Raw genomic sequence first — 20,943 nt, 5'->3', positions numbered from 1 at the left:
AGAGATGAAAGATAGTAAGGTTAAGTGGTTAGGTGAAATACCTTTAGAATGGAAGGTTGAAAGGGTAAAACATGGATTTGTAAGAAAGAAAACGGAAGCTCATCAAGATAATCCTATAGTACTCTCATTGGCAAGGACTGGTGTTAGAGAAAGAGATATTTCTAATAATGAGGGGCAAATTGCGGAAAGTTATTATAATTATAACCCAGTGGATGTAGATGATTTGTTAATTAATCCAATGGATTTATATAGTGGAGCAAATTGTAGTATTTCAAAGATTTCGGGAGTTATTAGCCCAGCATATGTGAATTTGAGATATCGAGAAGGCTATAATCCGCAATATTATGATTATTACTTTAAACTGCAGTATTGGTTGATGGCTTTTTTTGCACATGGAAAAGGAGTGTCATACGAAAATAGATGGACATTAAATGCAGAAACATTGATGAATTATCCCATTATTGTACCAACTCAATGTGAACAAAGAAAGATTGTAGATTATTTGGATGCCAAGTGCTCAAAGATTGATGAAATTATTGAAAAGCAGCAGGCAATTATTGAAAAGTTAAAGGAATACAAATTATCAATTATTACGGAAGCGGTGACAAAAGGAATAAATCCTAATGTTGAGATTAAGGATAGTGGTATTGAGTGGATTGGATACATACCGAAATGTTGGAATATTTCTAGGTTCAAATATCTTTCATCAGAAATAGGAGATGGTTTACATTCGACACCTGTGTATGATTCTGAGGGTGATTATTATTTTATGAATGGACAGAATATAGGTAATGAAAAGTTAGTGTTTTCAGATAAGACAGATAGACTTAATGAACTGGAATATATGAAATATAAGAAACCTCTATTATCAGAGAATACGATTTTTATTACTTTAAACGGTGCAACGTATGGAAAGTCTTCTTTTTATAATGGAGAAAAAGTTTTATTAGGAAAAAGTGCGGGATATATCACACTGAAATCATCTGAAAACAAAAGATATATAAGATATTATTTGCAAAGTAGAACAGCAAAAATATTTATGGAATTAAGTTTATGTGGTTCTACAATTGCTAATTTATCACTTAAAACGTTAAACGAATTTATTATACCGCTTCCTTCTGAAGATGAACAAAGAAGGATAGTAGATTTTCTAGATGTTAGATGTAAATTGATTGATCATAATATCGACGAAAAAGGGAAAATAGTTGAAAAACTCCAAGAATACAAAAAATCCCTCATCTACGAGGTTGTCACAGGAAAAAAGGAGGTGTAGCTCATGTCTGATTTTGATGTAAAAGAGAAAAGATTTGAGGAAGATATCGAAGACTATCTGATTCATCATGGCGGATATACCAAAGGAAATCCGAAGAAATTTAATCGGGAATCAGGACTTGATGAGGAAACATTTGTGGAATTTATCAAGACAAGCCAGCCTAAGAAATGGGAAAGATATGTGAAAATTTATGCGGATAATTCCGAAAAGCAGGTAGTTGAACGCTTCAAAAGAGAAGTGAAAACCACCAACCTTTTGAATGTGATGCGGCATGGTTTTATGGATAGAGGCATCAAGTTCTATCCGATTTTCTGGAAGCCGGAGACCTCTTTGAATGAGACTACACAGATTCAGTATGATGCGAACATTCTTCATTGTACCAGACAGCTTCATTACTCTGTACATAATGAGAACAGTATAGATATTGTTCTTTTTGTAAATGGTATTCCGGTGGTATCTATGGAATTGAAGTGCCAGTTTACAGGACAGGATACTACAAATGCCATTAATCAGTATAAGTTTGATCGTGCTGGTAAGGATGCAATTTTTGCCTTCAAAGAAAGAGTATTGGTGCATTTCGCAGTAGACCTTACCAATGTTTATATGACTACAAGACTTGAGGGTGCACACACTTATTTTCTGCCATTTAATCAGGGCAGTAATGGTGCTGGAAAAGTAGGTGGCAAAGGTAATCCGGTAAATCCAGATGGATATGATACAGCTTATCTTTGGGAAAGAGTACTCTGCAAGGACAGTTTGATGGAAATTCTACAGAAATATATGCACTTGCAACAGGAATATGATAAGAACGGAAATCTTGTGAAAGAAACTATGATTTTCCCAAGATATCATCAGCTGGATGTCGTTACGAAACTGTTGGAAGATGTGAAAAAGAATGGCTCCGGAAAGAGTTATCTGATCCAACATAGTGCAGGCTCAGGAAAATCAAATTCTATTGCGTGGCTGGCACACAGACTTACCGGACTCCATGATTATGAAGATAATAAGATTTTCCAGTCAGTCATCATCGTTACTGACAGACGAGTGCTTGACAGTCAGTTACAGTCTACTGTATATCAGTTTGATCATGTGGAGGGCGTGGTTAAGAAAGTAGATAAAAATTCGGGACAGCTTAGAGACGCAATCAATGATGGTGTAGGCATTATCATCACTACATTACAGAAATTCCCGGTAATCTATAAAGAGGTGGATTCTGCAAACAAAAGATTTGCCATTATTATTGATGAGGCACATTCTTCACAGACCGGAGATGCAGCGAAAAAATTAAAAAGAGCGTTAGCTGATACAGAAGAAATTCTGAAAGAGTATGCCGAGATGGAAGATGAAGACGAGAGAAACCGCAAGGATGATGAGGATAAGCTCTTAGATGAATTGGCAGCACAGGGTATGCATAAGAACTTATCATTCTTTGCATTTACGGCAACTCCAAAGGGAAAGACACTACAGCTGTTTGGTCATAAGGATGCGGAGGGAATTTACAGACCTTTCCATATCTATTCCATGAGACAGGCAATAGAGGAGCATTTCATTTTGGATGTTCTGCAGAATTATATGACCTACAAAATGTACTATAAGATTGCCAAGATTATTGAAGATAATCCGGAATTTGATACAACAGCAGGTTCAAAGGCAATTATAAATTATGAGACACTGCATCCACATAATATCTCTCAGAAGACCGCTATCATGCTGGAACATTTTATGAATGTCACCAGACATAAGATTGGTGGTAAGGCGAAGGCTATGGTTGTTACACCATCCAGACTTCATGCAGTGCGATATGTGCAGGAATTTAAGAGACAGATAAAAGAAAAAGGACTGAATGACCTTGAAGTGTTAGTCGCTTTTTCCGGTGAAGTGAAAGATAACGATGATGTGTTTACCGAAGAGGGAATGAACAAGGATAAAGAAGGCAAGACAATCAAAGAAAAGACTTTGCCGGAAACATTCCATACGGATGATTATGGGATCCTTGTTGTTGCAGAAAAATATCAGACTGGCTTTGATGAACCATTGCTTCATACCATGTTTGTGGATAAGAAATTGTCAGGTGTAAAGGCAGTACAGACTTTATCAAGACTGAATCGTACTACAAGGGGAAAAGTAGATACCTTTGTACTTGATTTTGTGAATTCGGCAGAGGATATCAAAGCATCTTTTGAGCCATTCTATGAGGAAACTGTGCTCTTGGAGGAAACAGATCCTAATGTTGTATATGACATGAAGAACACTTTGGATGATTTCAGGGTATATCAAAAATCAGAGGTGGATAAATTTGCAGATATTTTCTATCAGAGTGAAAATCAATCAGCTGGAGATCTTGGAAAGCTCCAGGGGCAGTTAAGACCGGCGGTAGACAGATATGAAGTGCTTGAAGTTGAAAAACAGGATATATTCAAGTCTACATTGGCAAGCTTTAATCGTGTGTATGCCTATATTACACAGGTATGCAGGCTGTTTGACAAAGATATTCACAGATTCAGTATCTATTCAAAGTTCTTATACACAATGCTTCCCAAGGGACATGGTGGAGAGAAGATAAATATTGATGACAAAGTCCTTCTTGAATACTATAAGCTGGAAAAAGACTTTGAAGGTCCGATAGAGCTTGAAAGCACAGAAGGCGGATATACACCTATCTCCGGTGATTCCGGTCATAGAGAGCCTAAGAAAGATCCGCTGACAGTAATTATTGATAAGATAAATGAAAAGTATGGAACACATTTTACAGAAATGGATAAAGTACTTGTTCAGATGGAAAATGATTATGCCAATCAGGAGAAGTGGCAGAGCTACGCAAAGAACAATGACAGGGCAACCTTTATGTTGTTGTTTGAAAAGGATTTTCCGAATATGGCAGCAGACAGATATGAGCAGAATGACCAGTTTTTCAGAAAACTATTTGATGATCCGGATATGATGAAACAGGTAATGGAAACGGTAGGTTCTGTACTGTATGAGAGATTGAAGAAGAAATATATCTTTGATCCAAAGTCTGGCGTAATTGAAGAGGCGACACCAGAGACTTATGTGGAAGATACATATTTGACGAAGAAATAAGGAAGTGAAAACATGCAGTTAGGATGGATAGATTTTTCAAAAGAAGACCGGCAGAAGGCATTAGATGTGATCAACCTTCTGAGTGAACAGGGAGCAGTCGATGAACTTGGAATCGGCATTATTCGTGATGCTTTTGCCAATTATTTCTTTCCGGGGACTTCTACCATCCAGACCAGGGCAAAGTATTTTCTAATTGTTCCATATGTGCTTCGAGAAGCTGTCGATGGTAGATATGGGAAAGATGTTAACAGAGTTCTTAGGGCGATTGATTCTGCTGAAAAAGATTGTGGAATCAGGCTGTTAGAAGCAGATCCAAAGGCAGAAGGAGTCATTGGAACCCGTGTTCTGCCAAATGGCTGGGTGGCGAGAAAACCTTCAGATATTTACTGGAATGGAATTCGTACCTTTGGAATATTCTGTGATTATGGTCTGTCTATACCAGAGTATGTTTCATTGGCGGTAAAGCTAAAAGAACAGAAGTCTGTCAGCCGGTTAGGAAACAGAAATGATGATGCAGAGGAAAATGATAAGGATGATTCGGATGCAGGAGATATCGGCAATATTAGATTCTGGAATCTTCCGATTTATCATGATGATTGGAGAGACAACCTTACAATAGAGCTGACGCAGGAGGAAGCTTTCTATCTGGATAAGCAGATTCAGAAGTCAACGAAAGGGTCTCTTTTGGAATATGTGTTGAAAAATCATATTGATTTGAATGAATATGATGATTTTGCTTCTTTAACGGCTGAACTATCAGAAAAAGTAAGTGAAAAGCTAGCATATATGATGAAGCTTGCCTGCGATTTTAATAATCTGGTGTATATGGCAAGAGTAAGATACAATGTCATGCTTTCAGAAGGCGAGAATACATACGCAAATGATGAATGGAGCAGGTTGCTTCCGGATATAAGGCATAATGCGACAGTCGATCTGGATGCAGTGTTTGGAGAATTGCAGTTGATAAATCCAAGGGCAAAGAGCTTCCTGTGTGGGATACAAGCAGCATTTATGGCATCTGATACCCACATGGCGGATGAACTGATTCGTAAGAGGGAACGGAGCCTGAAAGGAGCAGCCAGAGCGAAGTTAAGCAGAACAAAGGAATTTGATCATTCAAAATGGGTAGGCGGTGGAATGCTTGATTACAGATTCTCAAATGCTAGAAGAATTGTGAATGACATCTATTCCGGGGAGGTGAGTGCTGATGTTTAGACCGGATTCAAACCGAGATAGAACGGATTACAGCGGTATTTTGATGCCTCCGGACGGATATAGACTAGACAGAGCAGTAGGCACTACATATTCACTTGACCTGGAAGCACTCACAGCTGTGGCGATATGCCTTGGATTATCTGAAGAAACAGATAGTAAGCTTATGCAGAATCCAATTGGTATGCTGAATGCATTGCAGAAGGTGTCAGATAAAATTGTGCTGTTTTGTGAAGCAGGACAGATTAAAGTGCCAACAAAACCGACTGCACTATCTATTTTATTAGAGAAAATGGTAGTAGAGGTCGCACTTCCAAAAGATAGACAGCTTGGTCGATATCCGTCATTTCATCCGAAAACATGGGTATTAGCATATGTAAACGCTGATGGAGATAAAAAATATCGTTTTGTGGTAATGAGCAGAAATCTGACTTTTGACAGGAGCTGGGATATCAGCTTTGCAATGGATAGCAGTAAAAATGTCAGACAGAAGAAAAAGACTCAGCCTATCTGTGATTTTCTGGATTATCTTGTAACGAATGTGCATAATACCAGCAATAATGCCGGAAAGAAAAGAAATCTGATTCGTGGATTATGTTCAGACATTAAGGATGTATCCTTTTCACTTGATAGTAAAATATTTGGAGAGAATTTTGAAGTGCTTCCACTTGGTATTGGAAAAAATGCTTACCGGATGCAGGAGGATATTCTATTCTGCAAGGAAAGAGGAAATGCCAATTCGACATTTAATGAGCTTGTAGTGATGTCTCCGTTTTTATCAGAAAGTGTGATTGCAGATTTTAACCTGACAGACAGGGCATTGTCGGACTGTAAGAGAACACTTGTTACGAGACGTTCTGAGCTTGGAAAACTCAAAGCATCAGATGTAGATAATTTTACCATCTATGCATTAAAGGATGAGATTATAGATGGTGAGGAAGAAATTTCAGATGAACTCGCAGATAAAAAGAAACAGGATATTCATGCAAAAATCTATCTGAGAAGGAAATATTCAGATGTTGACCTGTATCTTGGTTCCATGAATGCTTCATATTCTGCAATTAATAAAAATGTTGAAATGATGCTGTGGCTTGGTACAAAGAATATGTATCTGAATGGGGATAAATTCTTAGAGGATATATTCTGTGGACCGGTAGGAGATGCAAAGAATCCATTTGAGCAGGTTACAGTAGCGGATGCTGTTTTGGAAACAGAAAGTGACAATAGAAATCTGCTGGAGCAGAAAATTAAGGACTTGTGCCGAGTGAAAAGGCAGGCTGTAATTTCAGAAGATAATGAGAATGCTGGAAAGTACAAGATAGAGGTTGAGTTCAGTGGTATTGAATCTGATAGTGAGGTTACAGTATCACCATTTAATTCAAAGCAGGAGCAGACATTGTCAGAACATATAGAGTTTTTAGAGCTTGAGATCTTGCAGTTATCTGAGTTCTATGAGATTACTGCAAGATCAGGTGATGATACAATCCGCAGAATTATTATGATCCCTACAAGTGGTTTCCCGGATGACAGAGAAAGTGCTGCAGTAAACAGTGTGGTAAAAGATAGGGCATCATTTGTTGAGTACATAGCGTTTGTACTTGGAGATGATTATGTAGCATCTATGCTTGAAGGAAAGCAGATGGGAGAATCCGGCTTTTTTGCCAATTCGAGTGATGCAATGCCGGCACTCTATGAAAAGATGTTAAAGACATCTGTAGAAGAGCCGGAAAGAATAAAAGACATTGGATATGTGCTTAAGATGGTTACAGATAAGGATATTATACCGGATGAATTCCGTGAACTGTATGAGACTTTTTGTAATACTTTGAAAATCAGAAGATAACGAGGTGATGTCATGTCACAATTTAATATAGATGAAATTGAAAAGCGTACCCTTTCCGGTCTGAAGGATTTTCAAAGAGCGACTGTGGAGAGAGTGGATTATCTGTTCCGGCATAATCAGAATCGTGTGCTTGTAGCAGATGAAGTGGGTATGGGAAAAACTCTTATTGCCAGAGGAGCAATTGTAAAGACAGCAAGACTTAGAATCGAAGAGAAAGATGATCTGTTTAAGGTAATTTATATCTGCTCTAATCAGAACATAGCAAATCAGAATATCAGAAAACTTGATGTAACAGGAAAGAATGCCATCGGCTCAGTATCAGATACCAGACTGTCTATGCAGCATTTAAAGATTACTGAGCAGGAAAATGATCCGCAGATAAAGGAAGGTTTTATACAGCTTATCCCACTTACACCGGAAACATCTTTCCGCATGACCACCGGAGGTGGAAGTGTGCAGGAAAGAGCACTTATGTATGCCATTTTAAGGAGAATGCCGGACTTTAAAGGACATGCAGCTTCTCTTGAAAAATTTATGATAATGGATGCTGTAAAAGCATGGGATGGATGGGCAAAATGGAACTTTGAAAATCGTGTGGCAGAATGCGAAAAGATGACGAAGGGTGTCTATCCACAAAATGTGATAGAAAAAATCCTTAATTATCAGGAGTATGAAAGTATAAGGGACATGCTGCTTAATCATTTGCATGAAAGAAGATACAATAAACAGCTTACATATTCCAATTACTATGTGATGAATAAGCTTCGTGTGATGTTTGCGAGAATCAGTGTATCTATGCTTGAGCCGGATCTGGTAATCATGGATGAGTTTCAGAGATTTAAGTTTCTTTTGTCATCCGATGACAGTGAGCTTGGTATTCTTGCACACAGTTTCCTTAGTGGACATGATACAAGGGTACTTCTGTTGTCGGCTACACCATATAAATTGTATTCTACCCTTGAAGAGATAGATGAAAATCAGATTGATGAGCATTATGCAGAGTTTTTTCAGGTTATGAACTTTCTTTTTGATGATGAAGTCAAAGACATTAAATTCAAGGAAGTGTGGAAGAATTATTCCCATGCTCTAAGTGAGTTGAAGGCAGGGGACAGTGCAATTATCCGTATGAAGGAGCTGGCAGAAAATGCTATGTATCAGGGAGTCAGCAGGACAGAGCGTATATCTGTCATGGATTCCGGTGATTATACGGATGACAGTAGCGTGAAGCATCATTTGCAGATAGATGAAAATGACATAAACTCCTATATACAGATGTCACGATTGCTGTCAAAAACGGATTCAAATCATTCTTTACCGGTAGATTATGCAAAGAGCTGTCCGTATCTTATGTCCTTTATGAAGAAATATAAGATTAAAGAGCAGATTGAAAAATATTATATAAAACATCCTGATGAATTTGGAAGTGAAAGAGAACAAAGTCTCTTGTGGCTGAATCGCAATAAAATCAATAAATATGATGAACTGCCGAAAACCAATGCAAGGCTTGAGGCACTGAAAGAAAAAGCATTTACCGGCGGTGCAGAAAAATATCTGTGGATTCCTCCATCACTGCCATATTATGAGATGCAGGGAGCATATAAAAACAGCAAAGGCTTTTCAAAAATACTTGTATTTTCTGCATGGGAGATGGTTCCACGAATGATAGGTGCGCTTGTTTCCTATGAGGCGGAAAGACTTACAGTTGGAAAACTGGTACATCAGATAAAGAATCAGGATAAGAAGAATACGGGGTATTTTGCGGAAGGTTCGAGACGATACCCGGTGGCAAGGCTCAGGTTTAATGTTTCAAATGGAGAAGTAAGAGGCATGAGCCTGTTTGCACTGCTTTATCCTTCAAAGACACTTTCTGATATGTATTTACCGATTGAGTCATTGAATAATCATGAATCATTAGAAGTAATAGAGAAATCTGTACGGCTGAAACTGAAAGAGAAGCTTGCGATAATCGAAGAAAAGTATGGTGATTCTGGTAACAATAAGGAAGATGCCAGGTGGTATTATCTTGCACCGATGCTCATGGATGGAGTCATCTATGCAAAGCATTGGATAGAGGATATTGTGTGGGAAATGAATACAGACGAAGAGGATACAACATTTGAGGTCAGAAGCAGTTCAAAGGATAAGAGAAATAAGGGCTTTATTGCTCATATTGATAAGCTAAGAAATTATTTGGATGCCCCGGAGGAGATTCATCTTGGAAGAAAGCCGGAGGATATTCTGGAAACATTGGTAAATATGGTACTGGGTTCGCCAGCAATATGCATTTATCGTTCTAATGGAAGAAGCACAGCCAGAGCAACATCGCTTGCAAAGGTATTTGTCAATAATTTCAATTTGCCGGAGTCAACAGCTATCATTGATCTTGCTTATGGCAGATGCAGGGATGATAATTCCCACTGGCAGAATGTACTTAAATACTGTAAAGATGGCTGTTTTCAGGCAATGATTGATGAATATATCCATATGCTGAAAGAAACAGCAGGTTTTCAGTCGGATGGAAATCAGTATCAGATCGTGCATGACATGATGATGGATTCATTGAAAATACATACAGCCACCTATATCGCTGATACTTATCCTGATTTCAAAAAGCGTATTAATGGAGCTGACAGGAAGAGTGATGGATGTCGAATAAGGTCGAGTTATGCAGTTGGATTTACAAAGGATGCAGGTGATAATTCCAAGGTAGTCATGCGTAAAGAAAATATCAGAAATGCCTTTAACTCACCAATGCGTCCATTTGTGCTTGCCACAACATCAATCGGACAGGAAGGACTGGATTTTCATAATTACTGCCGAGTGATTATGCACTGGAATCTTCCAAGTAATCCCATAGATGTAGGACGGATTTTGCGGACATTCAAAATAAAAAAGAATGTGGAGGTAACAGACAATGGCAAAATCATTATTTGAGGAACTGGGCGGCAAATACGAAAGGCAAGGGGATTATTTGATACCGTGCTTAACTGTACCCGCCGAAGAAGAACAGGCAATAGGCATCTGGGGGCAACGGCATTTAGATTATCTAAAACAGTACCGTAAAGTTACATACACCAATCTTCTTACAAGCGGCAGGCTAAACGCCTACCTTGCCGACATCAACAGACAGGCACAGGAACGCTTTGAAAGGCTCATAGAGGGTATGAAACAGGCACAGGGCATAACGGAACAGCTAAAGGCAGAAAACGCCTTAGAATGGACAGGATGCCTCAATAACATAAGGGCTTGTGCGAGGGAGATTGTGGAAAAGGAAATTATTTTTGCATAAACAGATGATTAGTGGCAGGGGGAAATCCTGCCGCTTTTTCTGCTTTAGTTTGTCAGCTTGACAAATAAAGGGTTAAGGAATATAATTAGATTCAGTATTATACAAGGAGGTAATAAATATGCGGCAAGGTATTCTTAAATAAACTGTCAATTTGATAGTGGGAACAAAAAGTAGCAGTCCCGTTTCACTTTTAATATGGGGCTTAGTTTTTTGTACCCAGTTTAAGAATACTTTTATCATGTAATTTTATATGCCCGAAAACATATAAGTGTTTTGGGGCTATTGGAGTTATTTACCCAGTGATAGGAGTATTTATCACTGGGTATTTTTATGCCCTTTTTTGGGTGTTGATAGGAGGAAAATCACATGAAAATAATTAACTTAGGCATTCTGGCTCACGTTGACGCAGGAAAGACAACATTAACGGAAAGTTTATTGTATACCAGTGGTGCAATTGCAGAACTAGGGAGCGTAGATGAAGGCACAACAAGGACAGATACAATGAATTTGGAGCGTCAAAGGGGAATCACTATCCAGACAGCAGTGACATCTTTTCAGTGGGAGGATGTAAAAGTCAACATTATAGATACGCCAGGCCATATGGATTTTTTGGCGGAAGTATACCGTTCTTTATCCGTATTAGACGGAGCAGTATTATTAGTTTCTGCAAAGGATGGCATACAGGCACAGACCCGTATACTGTTTCATGCACTACAGATAATGAAGATTCCGACAATTTTTTTCATCAATAAAATTGACCAAGAGGGGATTGATTTGCCAATGGTATATCGGGAAATGAAAGCAAAGCTTTCTTCGGAAATTATAGTGAAGCAAAAGGTTGGGCAGCATCCCCATATAAATGTAACGGACAATGACGATATGGAACAGTGGGATGCGGTAATTATGGGAAACGATGAACTATTAGAGAAATATATGTCAGGGAAACCGTTTAAAATGTCAGAACTGGAACAGGAAGAAAACAGGAGATTCCAAAACGGAACGTTATTTCCCGTTTATCACGGAAGCGCTAAAAACAATCTGGGGATTCGGCAGCTTATAGAAGTAATTGCCAGTAAATTTTATTCATCAACGCCTGAAGGTCAATCTGAACTATGCGGGCAGGTTTTTAAGATTGAATATTCAGAGAAAAGGCGGCGTTTTGTTTATGTGCGTATATATAGCGGAACATTGCATTTGAGGGATGTTATTAGAATATCTGAAAAAGAGAAAATAAAAATCACAGAGATGTATGTTCCGACAAACGGTGAATTATATTCATCCGATACAGCCTGCTCTGGTGATATTGTAATTTTACCAAATGATGTTTTGCAGCTAAACAGTATTTTGGGGAACGAAATACTGTTGCCGCAGAGAAAATTTATTGAAAATCCTCTCCCTATGCTCCAAACAACGATTGCAGTAAAGAAATCTGAACAGCGGGAAATATTGCTTGGGGCACTTACAGAAATTTCAGATGCCGACCCTCTTTTAAAATATTATGTGGATACTACAACGCATGAGATTATACTTTCTTTTTTGGGGAATGTGCAGATGGAAGTCATTTGTGCCATCCTTGAGGAAAAATATCATGTGGAGGCAGAAATAAAAGAGCCTACTGTTATATATATGGAAAGACCGCTTAGAAAAGCAGAATATACCATCCACATAGAAGTCCCGCCAAATCCTTTCTGGGCTTCTGTCGGGTTGTCCATAGAGCCGCTCCCTATTGGAAGCGGAGTGCAGTATGAAAGCAGAGTTTCACTTGGATATTTAAATCAATCGTTCCAAAATGCGGTTATGGAGGGGGTTCTTTATGGCTGCGAGCAGGGGCTGTATGGATGGAAAGTGACAGACTGTAAAATCTGTTTTGAATATGGATTGTATTATAGTCCTGTAAGTACCCCCGCAGACTTTCGGCTGCTTTCCCCTATCGTATTGGAGCAGGCTTTAAAAAAAGCAGGGACAGAACTATTAGAGCCATATCTCCACTTTGAAATTTATGCACCGCAGGAATATCTCTCACGGGCGTATCATGATGCTCCAAGGTATTGTGCAGATATTGTAAGTACTCAGATAAAGAATGACGAGGTCATTCTGAAAGGAGAAATCCCTGCTAGATGTATTCAAGAATACAGGAACGATTTAACTTATTTCACAAATGGGCAGGGAGTCTGCTTGACAGAGTTAAAAGGATACCAGCCAGCTATTGGTAAATTTATTTGCCAACCCCGCCGCCCGAATAGCCGTATAGATAAGGTTCGGCATATGTTCCACAAGTTAGCTTAACAGCTTGCAAAAGTCATATAAAATGAGATTTGAAAGGATTAGAGACTAATTAGGAGAAGATGCGGGACTGGAATGTAAGACCGCTTCGGCATACAATGCTGACAAATGGAGTGATGGAGAAATCCCGCTTCACTATATTATGCAGTGCTATCACTACATGGCAGTGACAGGGAAGCGTACATGGTATATTGCGTGTGTCATTCTTGGCAGAGAATTTACATACCGCAAATTGGTATGGGATGACGATCTGATTAGTCAGCTTCGGGCAATCGAAGGAGATTTCTGGAATAATCATATTGTGCCGAAAGTTATTCCGGATCCGGATGGTTCTAAAGTATGTGATGAAGTTCTGGAAAAGTATTTCCATGTGGCAAAGAAAGCAAGTTCTATTGAACTTGTGGGATTTGATGAAAAACTTGAACGCAGAGAGGAAATACTTGCTTATATTGAAGAACTGCAGTTAGAGCAGAAGCAGATTGAGCAGGAAATCAAGCTGTTTATGCAGGATCACGAACTGGCAGTCAACGAGCATTATCGGGTATCGTGGAGTAATGTAGATACGACCAGACTTGACACAAAGCGTATTAAACAGGAAAAGCCGGAGGTCTATGCAGATTATGCTAAGACAACATCATCAAGACGCTTTTCTGTAAAGGCAGCATAATGGCAAAAGGGACAGGATGATTTTTAATTCAATGATTCTGTCCCTTTTTATTTTCAGTTAAGGAAGGAGTTTTTTGATGGAGGATAACATGATACGTTTGCTAAGGGCAAATGAAATTGAGTGCCGTGTGTCGATTATTAAAGACAATGGACTTAATCTTTTACTTTATAAAGATGCGAGAGTTGACCAGCGAATCTTGGATGAGACATTTGGACCGTTCGGATGGAAAAGGACGCATCAAAGCATAGACGGAAATCTTTATTGTACTGTGGAAATTTATGATAAGAATACAAAAACTTGGGTATCAAAGCAGGATGTTGGTACAACAGGGTATACAGAAAAAGAAAAATCACAGGCTTCGGATTCTTTCAAGCGTGCCTGCTTCAACTGGGGTATTGGCAGAGAACTTTATTCGGCACCTTTTGTATGGATTCCCGCTGGAAAAGCAAATATTCAGAGAAATGGTGACAAACTCTATTGCAATGATAGATTTTCCGTTGCGGCGATAGATTATAATAATGACAGAGAGATTATATCCTTATCTATTGTAAATGGGGAGGGTGTCATTGTCTACGAGATGAGACAGCAGGGGGCAGATATTACCCGGAAGGAAAGTACAAAAGGTAAAGGAAAACAGCAGATCACTCAGGCGGTACCGGGAGCAATTACTGATATGCAAATGCATTCTCTGGAGGCAGAATTGCAGAGAACAGGTGTAGGTATGGAAGCAGTCAAGGAGAGGTATAAGATTGAGCAGCCGGAACAGATGAGTGAGGAACTTTACAAGAAAGTAATGTCAGCATTGAAACGAACGAAATCAGCAGCATAAATTACGATGGCACTTTCACTATGAAAAGGTGAAGGTGCTGTTTTTTGATTGGAGGAAGCATAATGAATATAAAAGAATTTTTAACAGAAATAGCAGATAGAGTTGCTAAGGAAATGGGACATGAATATGTGATGCATATTACGGAAATTCCGAAGAATAACGGAATTGTCCTACATGGTTTGAATATTTTAAACAGACAGGTTAATCTAAGTCCTTGTATTTATTTGGAGTACTATCACGAGAAATATGAACATGGTGCAATGGCGATGGATGCAATTGTAGAGGATATTATTAAAGTCTATAGGGAACATGCTGTTTCCAAGAATTGGGACACTTCATCTTTCACGAATTATGAGAATGCCAAACAAAGATTGCGCGGTCGTCTGATTAACACTGAAAAAAATGAAGAATTGTTAAAGACGCTGCCGCACCGGGAATTCTTGGATCTTTCCCTGATATATACGGTAAATTATCCTTGTGAGAAAACCGGGGGCATGGGAAGTATCCGTGTGACACATGATCATGTTAAAATGTGGAAAGTGGATGAAGAAGAATTATTTCGTCAGACAAAAGAAAACATGGAGAGATATGATGAAAGCTCTCTGGAAAATCTGCAGAATCTTCTTGGAGAAATGATAGGAACGAATGAAACTGTATTTAATGATGAAGAAATGATTCCTATGTATATTTTGACAAATAAGGAAAAACTTAATGGTGCAGTACAGATGATGAATGAAGGTGTACTAAAGGCTACAGCAGAAATGCTGGGTAAAGATTTAATGATTATTCCATCATCGGTGCATGAAGTTTTGTTAATTCCATCAGAAGGTCATGAAACGGAAGCGGATACTCTGCGGCAGATGGTTCGTGAGGTTAATGACACACAACTTGCCCTTAATGAAATACTTTCTTACCATGTCTACCGCTACAGTCATCAAACAGGCAAGATTGCCATAGCCGCGTAGGAGGTGGTTTGCTTGAAAAGAGGAGAATTTTCAGAAAAAGCAATCAAGGTGATCCGGTCTATAGAAAATGAGTTTGAATTGTTTAAATATAAGACACTGTCCACCACCCGGCAGGAAATATTTGATCGTTGTAATGAAATCCGCTTTTATTGTTGCATCTGGGAATATTTTGAATATGCCGAGGATATTTCACAGGAACACATCAATGCCTGCATAAAATGTGGGGACAATGTGATTGCCACTTTGTATCAGTTATACATGGATATTGAGTATTTGAGATATGAGCGTTGGGAAAATATAATTGAACTATTGGAAGTCCTCGTGCGTGATCAGGAGCAATACGGAGTGTCTGAAAAGACGGTATAACAGAAAAAATGTCTCCCAGAGCTGAGGGTTCAACTTGTCTCTGGGAGATTTTAAGGAGGAAATTAGGTTGTATGATTCAAAATACTGGAAACATGGACGAAATGTGACAGTCAGACAGCTTTATGAATATCTACAGGAGCATATACCAGATGATGCTATTGTCTGCATTGGTGGCAGCAGTGAGATATACACGCATTTGTCTATGGATGGAAGTGCATTTAGTCTTGATTTTGATTCTCTGTCTGATTTAGAAGAATATGATGGTAGAGAACCGACAGAACTGCTTGACGGAAATTAGTACAGTTTCAAAAGTAACGTTATGGTTTTTTGTGTCAAAAGTGCGGCTGACAGTAAGGCTGATTGGAATAAAATCAGTGCTTTATCTGTCGGTCGTTACTTTGGGCACTATTTTTTTATAGAAATGGAGATGGATATAAAATATGGATTATGGTTATTGCAGAATATCTACACCGAAGCAGAGTATCGACAGGCAGGTGCGGAATATACTAAAAGAATACCCGAGGGCTCATATTGTAAAGGAAGTTTATACTGGAACGAAGTTTCAGGGGAGAAAGGAATTTGACAAAATCCTACGTACTGTAAAATCTGGGGATCAGATTATTTTTGATAGCGTATCCAGAATGAGCCGAACTGCAGAGGAGGGGTTTGCTCTTTATCAGGAACTGTTCAACCGAAATATCAATCTGGTATTTCTTAAAGAGCCGCATATCAACACAGCAACATATAAACAGGCGATTGATAACCAGATTAGCATTACAATGGATAGTGGAGATCAGGCTACGGATGAATTGATGAAAACCATTATTGCGGCTCTGAACCAATACATACTTAAACTTGCAGAGAAACAGATACGATTGGCATTTGAACAATCTGAAAAAGAAGTTGCCGACTTGCACCAAAGGACAAAAGAGGGAATCGAAACTGCTCGCCTTAATGGCAAACAGATTGGACAGCCCGCTGGAGCGAAACTGACAACAAAGAAATCTGTTATTTCAAAAGAGCAGATTGTCAAATATAGCAAAGATTTTGAGGGTTCGTTGGATGATTCGGAATGTATGAAGTTGATAGGGATTGCTAGGGGGACATACTACAAGTATAAGAGAGAACTGCGAGAAAAGGTGGGATTGTGACTATTTTATTAAAGAAAAATAGGTATTTGTGTACACAGTAGTTTAGTGTTACAATAAACAATAGGATGCCGACGATTGAAGAAGTTTTAGGTAGGGGTAAATTCACTATGCGATAGATTAAAACAACAGGGAGGCTGTTTATGGAACAAACGTACATAGAGGTTAAGGCAAATGGACTTGTATCTGCAAAAAAGGGTGCAAACAACAGGATACCGTACGCTCATCAAAAGGCTGCGATGGAAAATTTGGATATTATTGACAAAGAGAGCGCATATAGTACACTTGTGGTTCTCCCAACAGGGGCTGGAAAGACATATACGGCTTCCCTTTGGTTATTGAAGCACGCATTAAATAGAAAGAAAAAAATATTATGGATTGCCCATAGACAGATGTTGTTGGATCAGGCGGCAGAGTCATTTCAGAAATATGCGTATACGGAATCTATACCAAATATCAACTCATTTCGATACCGGATTGTGTCTGGTTCTAACATCCATGACAGAACGATTGATATATTAAATTCTGATGATTTACTGATAGTAAGTAAGGATAGCTTGGGACGCAATCTTGAGTCGTTGGATAAATGGTTAAAGGGAACGGATGAAATATACCTTGTCGTGGATGAGTTTCATCATGCGGTAAATGATCAGTATCAGAGAATTGTTAATTATTTCAAACCACAGTTTTTGTTGGGACTTACAGCCACGCCTGAAAGAATGGATGGCAAAAATATTTATGAAATATGTGATTATAATGTGCCATATGAGATTTCTTTAAAAGAAGCAATTAACAAAGGAGTACTTGTTCCGTTTCATTATTATGGTATTTATGATGAAACAGATTATTCTTCATTGCAGCTTGTAAAAGGACATTATGATGCAAAGGAATTGAATGATACTTATATTGGAAATGTAAAGCGATACGATTTGATTTATAAGTACTATATGAAATATCGCTCTAAAAGAGCTCTTGGATTTTGTTGTTCAAGACAGCATGCAGAAGAAATGGCGAAGGAGTTTTGTAAAAGAGGCATAGAGTCAGTTGCGGTATATAGCAACGCAGATGGTGAATTTTCGGAAGACAGGGATAAGGCAATCGAAAAATTGAAGAATCAGGAAATTAGGGTGATTTTCTCTGTAGATATGTTTAATGAAGGCGTAGATATTGCTGCTCTTGATATGGTTATGTTTTTAAGACCAACGGAATCACCTATTGTATTTTTACAGCAATTAGGGCGTGGGCTTCGAACCAGTAAAGGAAAAGAATACTTGAATGTTTTGGATTTTATCGGTAACTATGAAAAAGCGGGACGGGCACAACTCTTATTGAGTGGTGGGAAAAGTTTTGGAGAAAAGACAGCCCATGATTACAACGATATAGAATATCCTGATGATTGTATCGTGGATTTTGATATGAGACTGATTGACTTATTCAAGGAGTTGGATAAGAAAACAGTATCTGTTAAGGAGCGAATTAAGCAGGAATTTTACAGAGTGAAAGAACTACTGGATGGCAAAGTTCCATCACGAATGGAACTGTTTACATACATGGATGATGGCATATACCAATATTGTATTAAACATGCTAAGGAAAATCCATTTCGAAGATATATGGAATTTTTAAATGAAATGCAGGTGTTATCTGCGGAGGAAAAAGCAGTATATCAAGGAACCGGAAGAGAGTTTTTATCATTGATTGAAACTACGGATATGCAGAAGGTTTATAAGATGCCAATTTTATACAGTTTCTACAATGATGGAAATATACGGTTGGCGGTTAAAGATGAAGAGGTATTGGTAGTTTGGAAAAAGTTCTTTGATAATGGAATGAATTGGAAAGATTTTGCAGCAGATATATCCTATGCGGACTATAAAGCCATGACAGATAAACAGCATTTGAGTAAGGCGAAAAGTATGCCTATTAAATTCCTAAAGTCTTCAGGCAAAGGTTTCTTTATTGAGAAAGAGGGTTATGCAATTGCAATTAGGGATGAACTGGAAGATGTAATAGGAAATGAGGCATTTAAGAAACATATGAATGATATTTTGGAATACCGTACTATGGAATACTATCGTAGGAGATATACTGAAAAAGTATTTTGATGAAAACGAAAATGAATAGGAAGCGTTTGCTTATAGGTATAAATTAGTTCCTGAATTGTTCTTGTAATGTTTGATTGCGAATCTCTTAGAGTATAAGTTAAGTATTGGGAATTATTGGAGGTAATTATGATTTTATGGACAATACAGCATAGGGATGCATACGAGGAATTGGTGCAAAAAGGTGTTCTTCGGGGTAATCCAATGTATATAATAGAAGAAATTTTTAAAAAATCATATGTATGGATGGCTGACCAGATGAAAAAGCGTATTGGCAATCCTCCTGCTGGAGTTTTATATCCGGTGTGGGCGTGGTATCAGTGGGAAGGGAAGCGTAAAAGACCTGATATGCGATCTCATGGACGAGGCTGGGGAGAAAAAGGAACACCTATTGTACTTTTGACAATTGATGTACCGGATAATTGTGTGTTACTTTCTGATTTTGATTATTGGCATGTTGTTCTGAATGATGGAGAAATTATATTTCCTTATGATGAGTCTGTTCACTATTCAAAAGAACAAAGGCAAAAAAGCTGGGAAAACATATTTGATATAAGTTGCTCGTTTGACGGAGATAAGCATCATATTTTATCTACACAGGCAACCATGTGGGAAATTAAGGCTGAGTGGGTAGTAAAGGTTGAGCATTTTATTTCTCGATAGATTTAGTATGGTTACTGCAGAATGATAGATGCGACAGCTCTATTTTATAAAATAGATATGCCAGAGTTTTTATATTATGTATTGCGTATCAGAAAAAATTTTATATTCTTGGCTTGTCAATGAACCGGAATTGTTTAGTCGCAGAACACCCGCAATGATTGGATTTCTGCACTTGAAAGTTCTGTCTACGGAACAATAGAAGAACCCATCAATAATAGAAGAAATGCTGAGGTGATGGATGCAGGGAAACTTCTTTTTGACAGGATTTCTTCGAAAGAAAAGATAGGTTCTTGGATAAAGATTTATATTAAGGAGAGAGATTTATGAAACTAAAAAATGTTTTGATTGTAGTCGAAGATATAGAAAAATCTATTGCTTTTTATAAAGAATTATTTGGATTGAATGTCATTCTTGATAATGGGGGAAATGTGATTATGACTGAGGGACTTGTGCTGCAAGACGCTGAAATATGGAGGCGTTTTATGGAAAGAGATATAATTCCTCAGAATAATGCAACAGAACTTTATTTTGAAGAATCAGATATTGAGCGTTTTGTAGAAAAGTTGAAGAGCTACAAAGAGCCTATTCAATATGTTACCCATTTAATGGAACATCCTTGGGGACAAAAAGTAATTCGTTTTTATGACCCTGACGGAAATCTGATCGAAGTTGGTACACCGATGTAATAAAATCCGCATTATGTTTATACGCTAATATTGCAGTCGAAAAAAATCTGCAATTTTATTTCGCTTGAAAAATTTTCCGTTATATTTTATCTCACATTTATCTCGTTACTTGTTTTTTTGATGGTAGGAAGATTATTCAAAGGATGGTAAAAATAGAGATAAATTGGTTAAGATGTTGTATTTTTTTGGTAAAACATTTCCATATGTTTTATTCCGTCTTCTAAATAAATATCGGATACTTGCCTGAATCCAAAAGTTTCATAAAATTTTTGTAAGTAGGACTGAGCGGAAATTCGGATTTCTTTTTCGTTTAAATGTTCTGTAATAAACGTAATTGCTTTTTGAACCATTTCTTTTGCCAGTCCTTTTTTTCGATGGTTTTCTTTCACCAGCACACGACCAAAGGATATGGTGTTAGAATGTAAATAGTACAAGTTAGATATGGAATAATCCTTAATATAGATTTATTATTAAAGCTAAAGATTGGAGGAGTAAGACATGGCTACACAGTACACAGAAGAATTTAAGAAGAATGC

At 38.0% G+C, this 20,943-nt stretch carries 17 protein-coding genes; 16 read left to right on the top strand and 1 reads right to left on the bottom strand.

Annotated features, from left to right (window positions below; all coding sequences use genetic code 11):
- Positions 1-4: 4 nt before the first annotated feature.
- From FYJ58_RS12920 to FYJ58_RS12845, 16 genes are all read left to right on the top strand, one after another.
- Positions 5-1,273: a restriction endonuclease subunit S gene (locus tag FYJ58_RS12920; protein ID WP_205839260.1), complete on the top strand. Its 1,269-nt coding sequence runs from the start codon at positions 5-7 to the stop codon at positions 1,271-1,273.
- Positions 1,274-1,276: 3 nt separating this feature from the next.
- On the top strand, positions 1,277-4,354 hold the full coding sequence (locus tag FYJ58_RS12915; RefSeq protein WP_154520132.1) for a type I restriction endonuclease subunit R: 3,078 nt from the start codon (positions 1,277-1,279) through the stop codon (positions 4,352-4,354).
- A 12-nt stretch (positions 4,355-4,366) separates the two neighbouring features.
- A complete protein-coding gene (locus FYJ58_RS12910) occupies positions 4,367-5,569 on the top strand; it encodes a DUF6361 family protein (RefSeq protein WP_055054083.1) in 1,203 nt (400 codons plus the stop codon).
- Positions 5,562-7,409, top strand: a complete 1,848-nt coding sequence (locus FYJ58_RS12905) for a phospholipase D family protein (protein ID WP_055054084.1) — start codon at positions 5,562-5,564, stop codon at positions 7,407-7,409. Before FYJ58_RS12910 ends, FYJ58_RS12905 begins: the two co-directional genes overlap by 8 nt.
- Positions 7,410-7,421: 12 nt before the next feature.
- Entirely contained in the window at positions 7,422-10,343 is a 2,922-nt protein-coding gene (locus FYJ58_RS12900; RefSeq protein ID WP_235912652.1) for a DEAD/DEAH box helicase family protein, read from the top strand.
- On the top strand, positions 10,324-10,698 hold the full coding sequence (locus FYJ58_RS12895) for a TnpV protein (RefSeq protein WP_001129922.1): 375 nt from the start codon (positions 10,324-10,326) through the stop codon (positions 10,696-10,698). Before FYJ58_RS12900 ends, FYJ58_RS12895 begins: the two co-directional genes overlap by 20 nt.
- Before the next feature lie 366 nt (positions 10,699-11,064).
- Entirely contained in the window at positions 11,065-12,984 is a 1,920-nt protein-coding gene (gene tet(O), locus FYJ58_RS12890; protein WP_154520131.1) for a tetracycline resistance ribosomal protection protein Tet(O), read from the top strand.
- A 67-nt stretch (positions 12,985-13,051) separates the two neighbouring features.
- Complete coding sequence (locus FYJ58_RS12885; protein ID WP_268892686.1) at positions 13,052-13,648, top strand: YqaJ viral recombinase family nuclease; 597 nt, start codon at positions 13,052-13,054, stop codon at positions 13,646-13,648.
- A gap of 88 nt (positions 13,649-13,736) precedes the next feature.
- Positions 13,737-14,477, top strand: coding sequence for a hypothetical protein (locus FYJ58_RS12880; RefSeq protein WP_235912649.1), 741 nt, complete (start codon positions 13,737-13,739; stop codon positions 14,475-14,477).
- Between the two features lie 62 nt (positions 14,478-14,539).
- Positions 14,540-15,442 carry a DUF5688 family protein gene (locus FYJ58_RS12875; protein WP_154520130.1) on the top strand — a complete coding sequence of 301 codons (903 nt, stop codon included), beginning with the start codon at positions 14,540-14,542 and terminating at the stop codon, positions 15,440-15,442.
- 12 nt (positions 15,443-15,454) lie between these two features.
- Complete coding sequence (locus FYJ58_RS12870; RefSeq protein ID WP_154520129.1) at positions 15,455-15,808, top strand: hypothetical protein; 354 nt, start codon at positions 15,455-15,457, stop codon at positions 15,806-15,808.
- A 67-nt stretch (positions 15,809-15,875) separates the two neighbouring features.
- Positions 15,876-16,106, top strand: a complete 231-nt coding sequence (locus FYJ58_RS12865) for a hypothetical protein (protein WP_154520128.1) — start codon at positions 15,876-15,878, stop codon at positions 16,104-16,106.
- A 142-nt stretch (positions 16,107-16,248) separates the two neighbouring features.
- Positions 16,249-16,959 carry a recombinase family protein gene (locus tag FYJ58_RS12860; protein ID WP_154520127.1) on the top strand — a complete coding sequence of 237 codons (711 nt, stop codon included), beginning with the start codon at positions 16,249-16,251 and terminating at the stop codon, positions 16,957-16,959.
- Between the two features lie 140 nt (positions 16,960-17,099).
- Complete coding sequence (locus tag FYJ58_RS12855) at positions 17,100-19,061, top strand: DEAD/DEAH box helicase (protein WP_154520126.1); 1,962 nt, start codon at positions 17,100-17,102, stop codon at positions 19,059-19,061.
- A 126-nt stretch (positions 19,062-19,187) separates the two neighbouring features.
- Entirely contained in the window at positions 19,188-19,721 is a 534-nt protein-coding gene (locus FYJ58_RS12850) for a DUF3841 domain-containing protein (RefSeq protein ID WP_154520125.1), read from the top strand.
- A 323-nt stretch (positions 19,722-20,044) separates the two neighbouring features.
- Positions 20,045-20,407 (top strand): VOC family protein, encoded by a 363-nt coding sequence (locus FYJ58_RS12845; RefSeq protein ID WP_154520124.1) that lies wholly within the window; start codon positions 20,045-20,047, stop codon positions 20,405-20,407.
- Positions 20,408-20,574: 167 nt separating this feature from the next.
- On the opposite strand, the gene FYJ58_RS12840 is transcribed toward FYJ58_RS12845, so the two are convergent.
- Positions 20,575-20,841, bottom strand: coding sequence for a GNAT family N-acetyltransferase (locus FYJ58_RS12840; protein WP_154520123.1), 267 nt, complete (start codon positions 20,839-20,841; stop codon positions 20,575-20,577).
- Positions 20,842-20,943: the final 102 nt, after the last annotated feature.

Source organism: Velocimicrobium porci, assembly GCF_009696045.1.
Classification (GTDB): Bacteria; Bacillota; Clostridia; order Lachnospirales; family Lachnospiraceae; genus Velocimicrobium; species Velocimicrobium porci.
The sequence above is the reverse complement of the archived record's forward strand: the minus strand, read 5'-3'. Positions and strand labels throughout refer to the sequence as shown.

Excerpts from the sequence above, each read along its gene's own strand:
- FYJ58_RS12845 (WP_154520124.1), top strand. The coding sequence starts at position 20,045 with ATGAAACTAAAAAATGTTTTGATTGTAGTCGAAGATATAGAAAAATCT.
- FYJ58_RS12900 (WP_235912652.1), top strand. The coding sequence starts at position 7,422 with ATGTCACAATTTAATATAGATGAAATTGAAAAGCGTACCCTTTCCGGT.
- FYJ58_RS12880 (WP_235912649.1), top strand. The coding sequence starts at position 13,737 with ATGATACGTTTGCTAAGGGCAAATGAAATTGAGTGCCGTGTGTCGATT.
- FYJ58_RS12850 (WP_154520125.1), top strand. The coding sequence starts at position 19,188 with ATGATTTTATGGACAATACAGCATAGGGATGCATACGAGGAATTGGTG.
- FYJ58_RS12905 (WP_055054084.1), top strand. The coding sequence starts at position 5,562 with ATGTTTAGACCGGATTCAAACCGAGATAGAACGGATTACAGCGGTATT.
- FYJ58_RS12855 (WP_154520126.1), top strand. The coding sequence starts at position 17,100 with ATGGAACAAACGTACATAGAGGTTAAGGCAAATGGACTTGTATCTGCA.
- FYJ58_RS12910 (WP_055054083.1), top strand. The coding sequence starts at position 4,367 with ATGCAGTTAGGATGGATAGATTTTTCAAAAGAAGACCGGCAGAAGGCA.
- FYJ58_RS12860 (WP_154520127.1), top strand. The coding sequence starts at position 16,249 with ATGGATTATGGTTATTGCAGAATATCTACACCGAAGCAGAGTATCGAC.
- FYJ58_RS12920 (WP_205839260.1), top strand. The coding sequence starts at position 5 with ATGAAAGATAGTAAGGTTAAGTGGTTAGGTGAAATACCTTTAGAATGG.
- FYJ58_RS12895 (WP_001129922.1), top strand. The coding sequence starts at position 10,324 with ATGGCAAAATCATTATTTGAGGAACTGGGCGGCAAATACGAAAGGCAA.
- FYJ58_RS12915 (WP_154520132.1), top strand. The coding sequence starts at position 1,277 with ATGTCTGATTTTGATGTAAAAGAGAAAAGATTTGAGGAAGATATCGAA.
- FYJ58_RS12875 (WP_154520130.1), top strand. The coding sequence starts at position 14,540 with ATGAATATAAAAGAATTTTTAACAGAAATAGCAGATAGAGTTGCTAAG.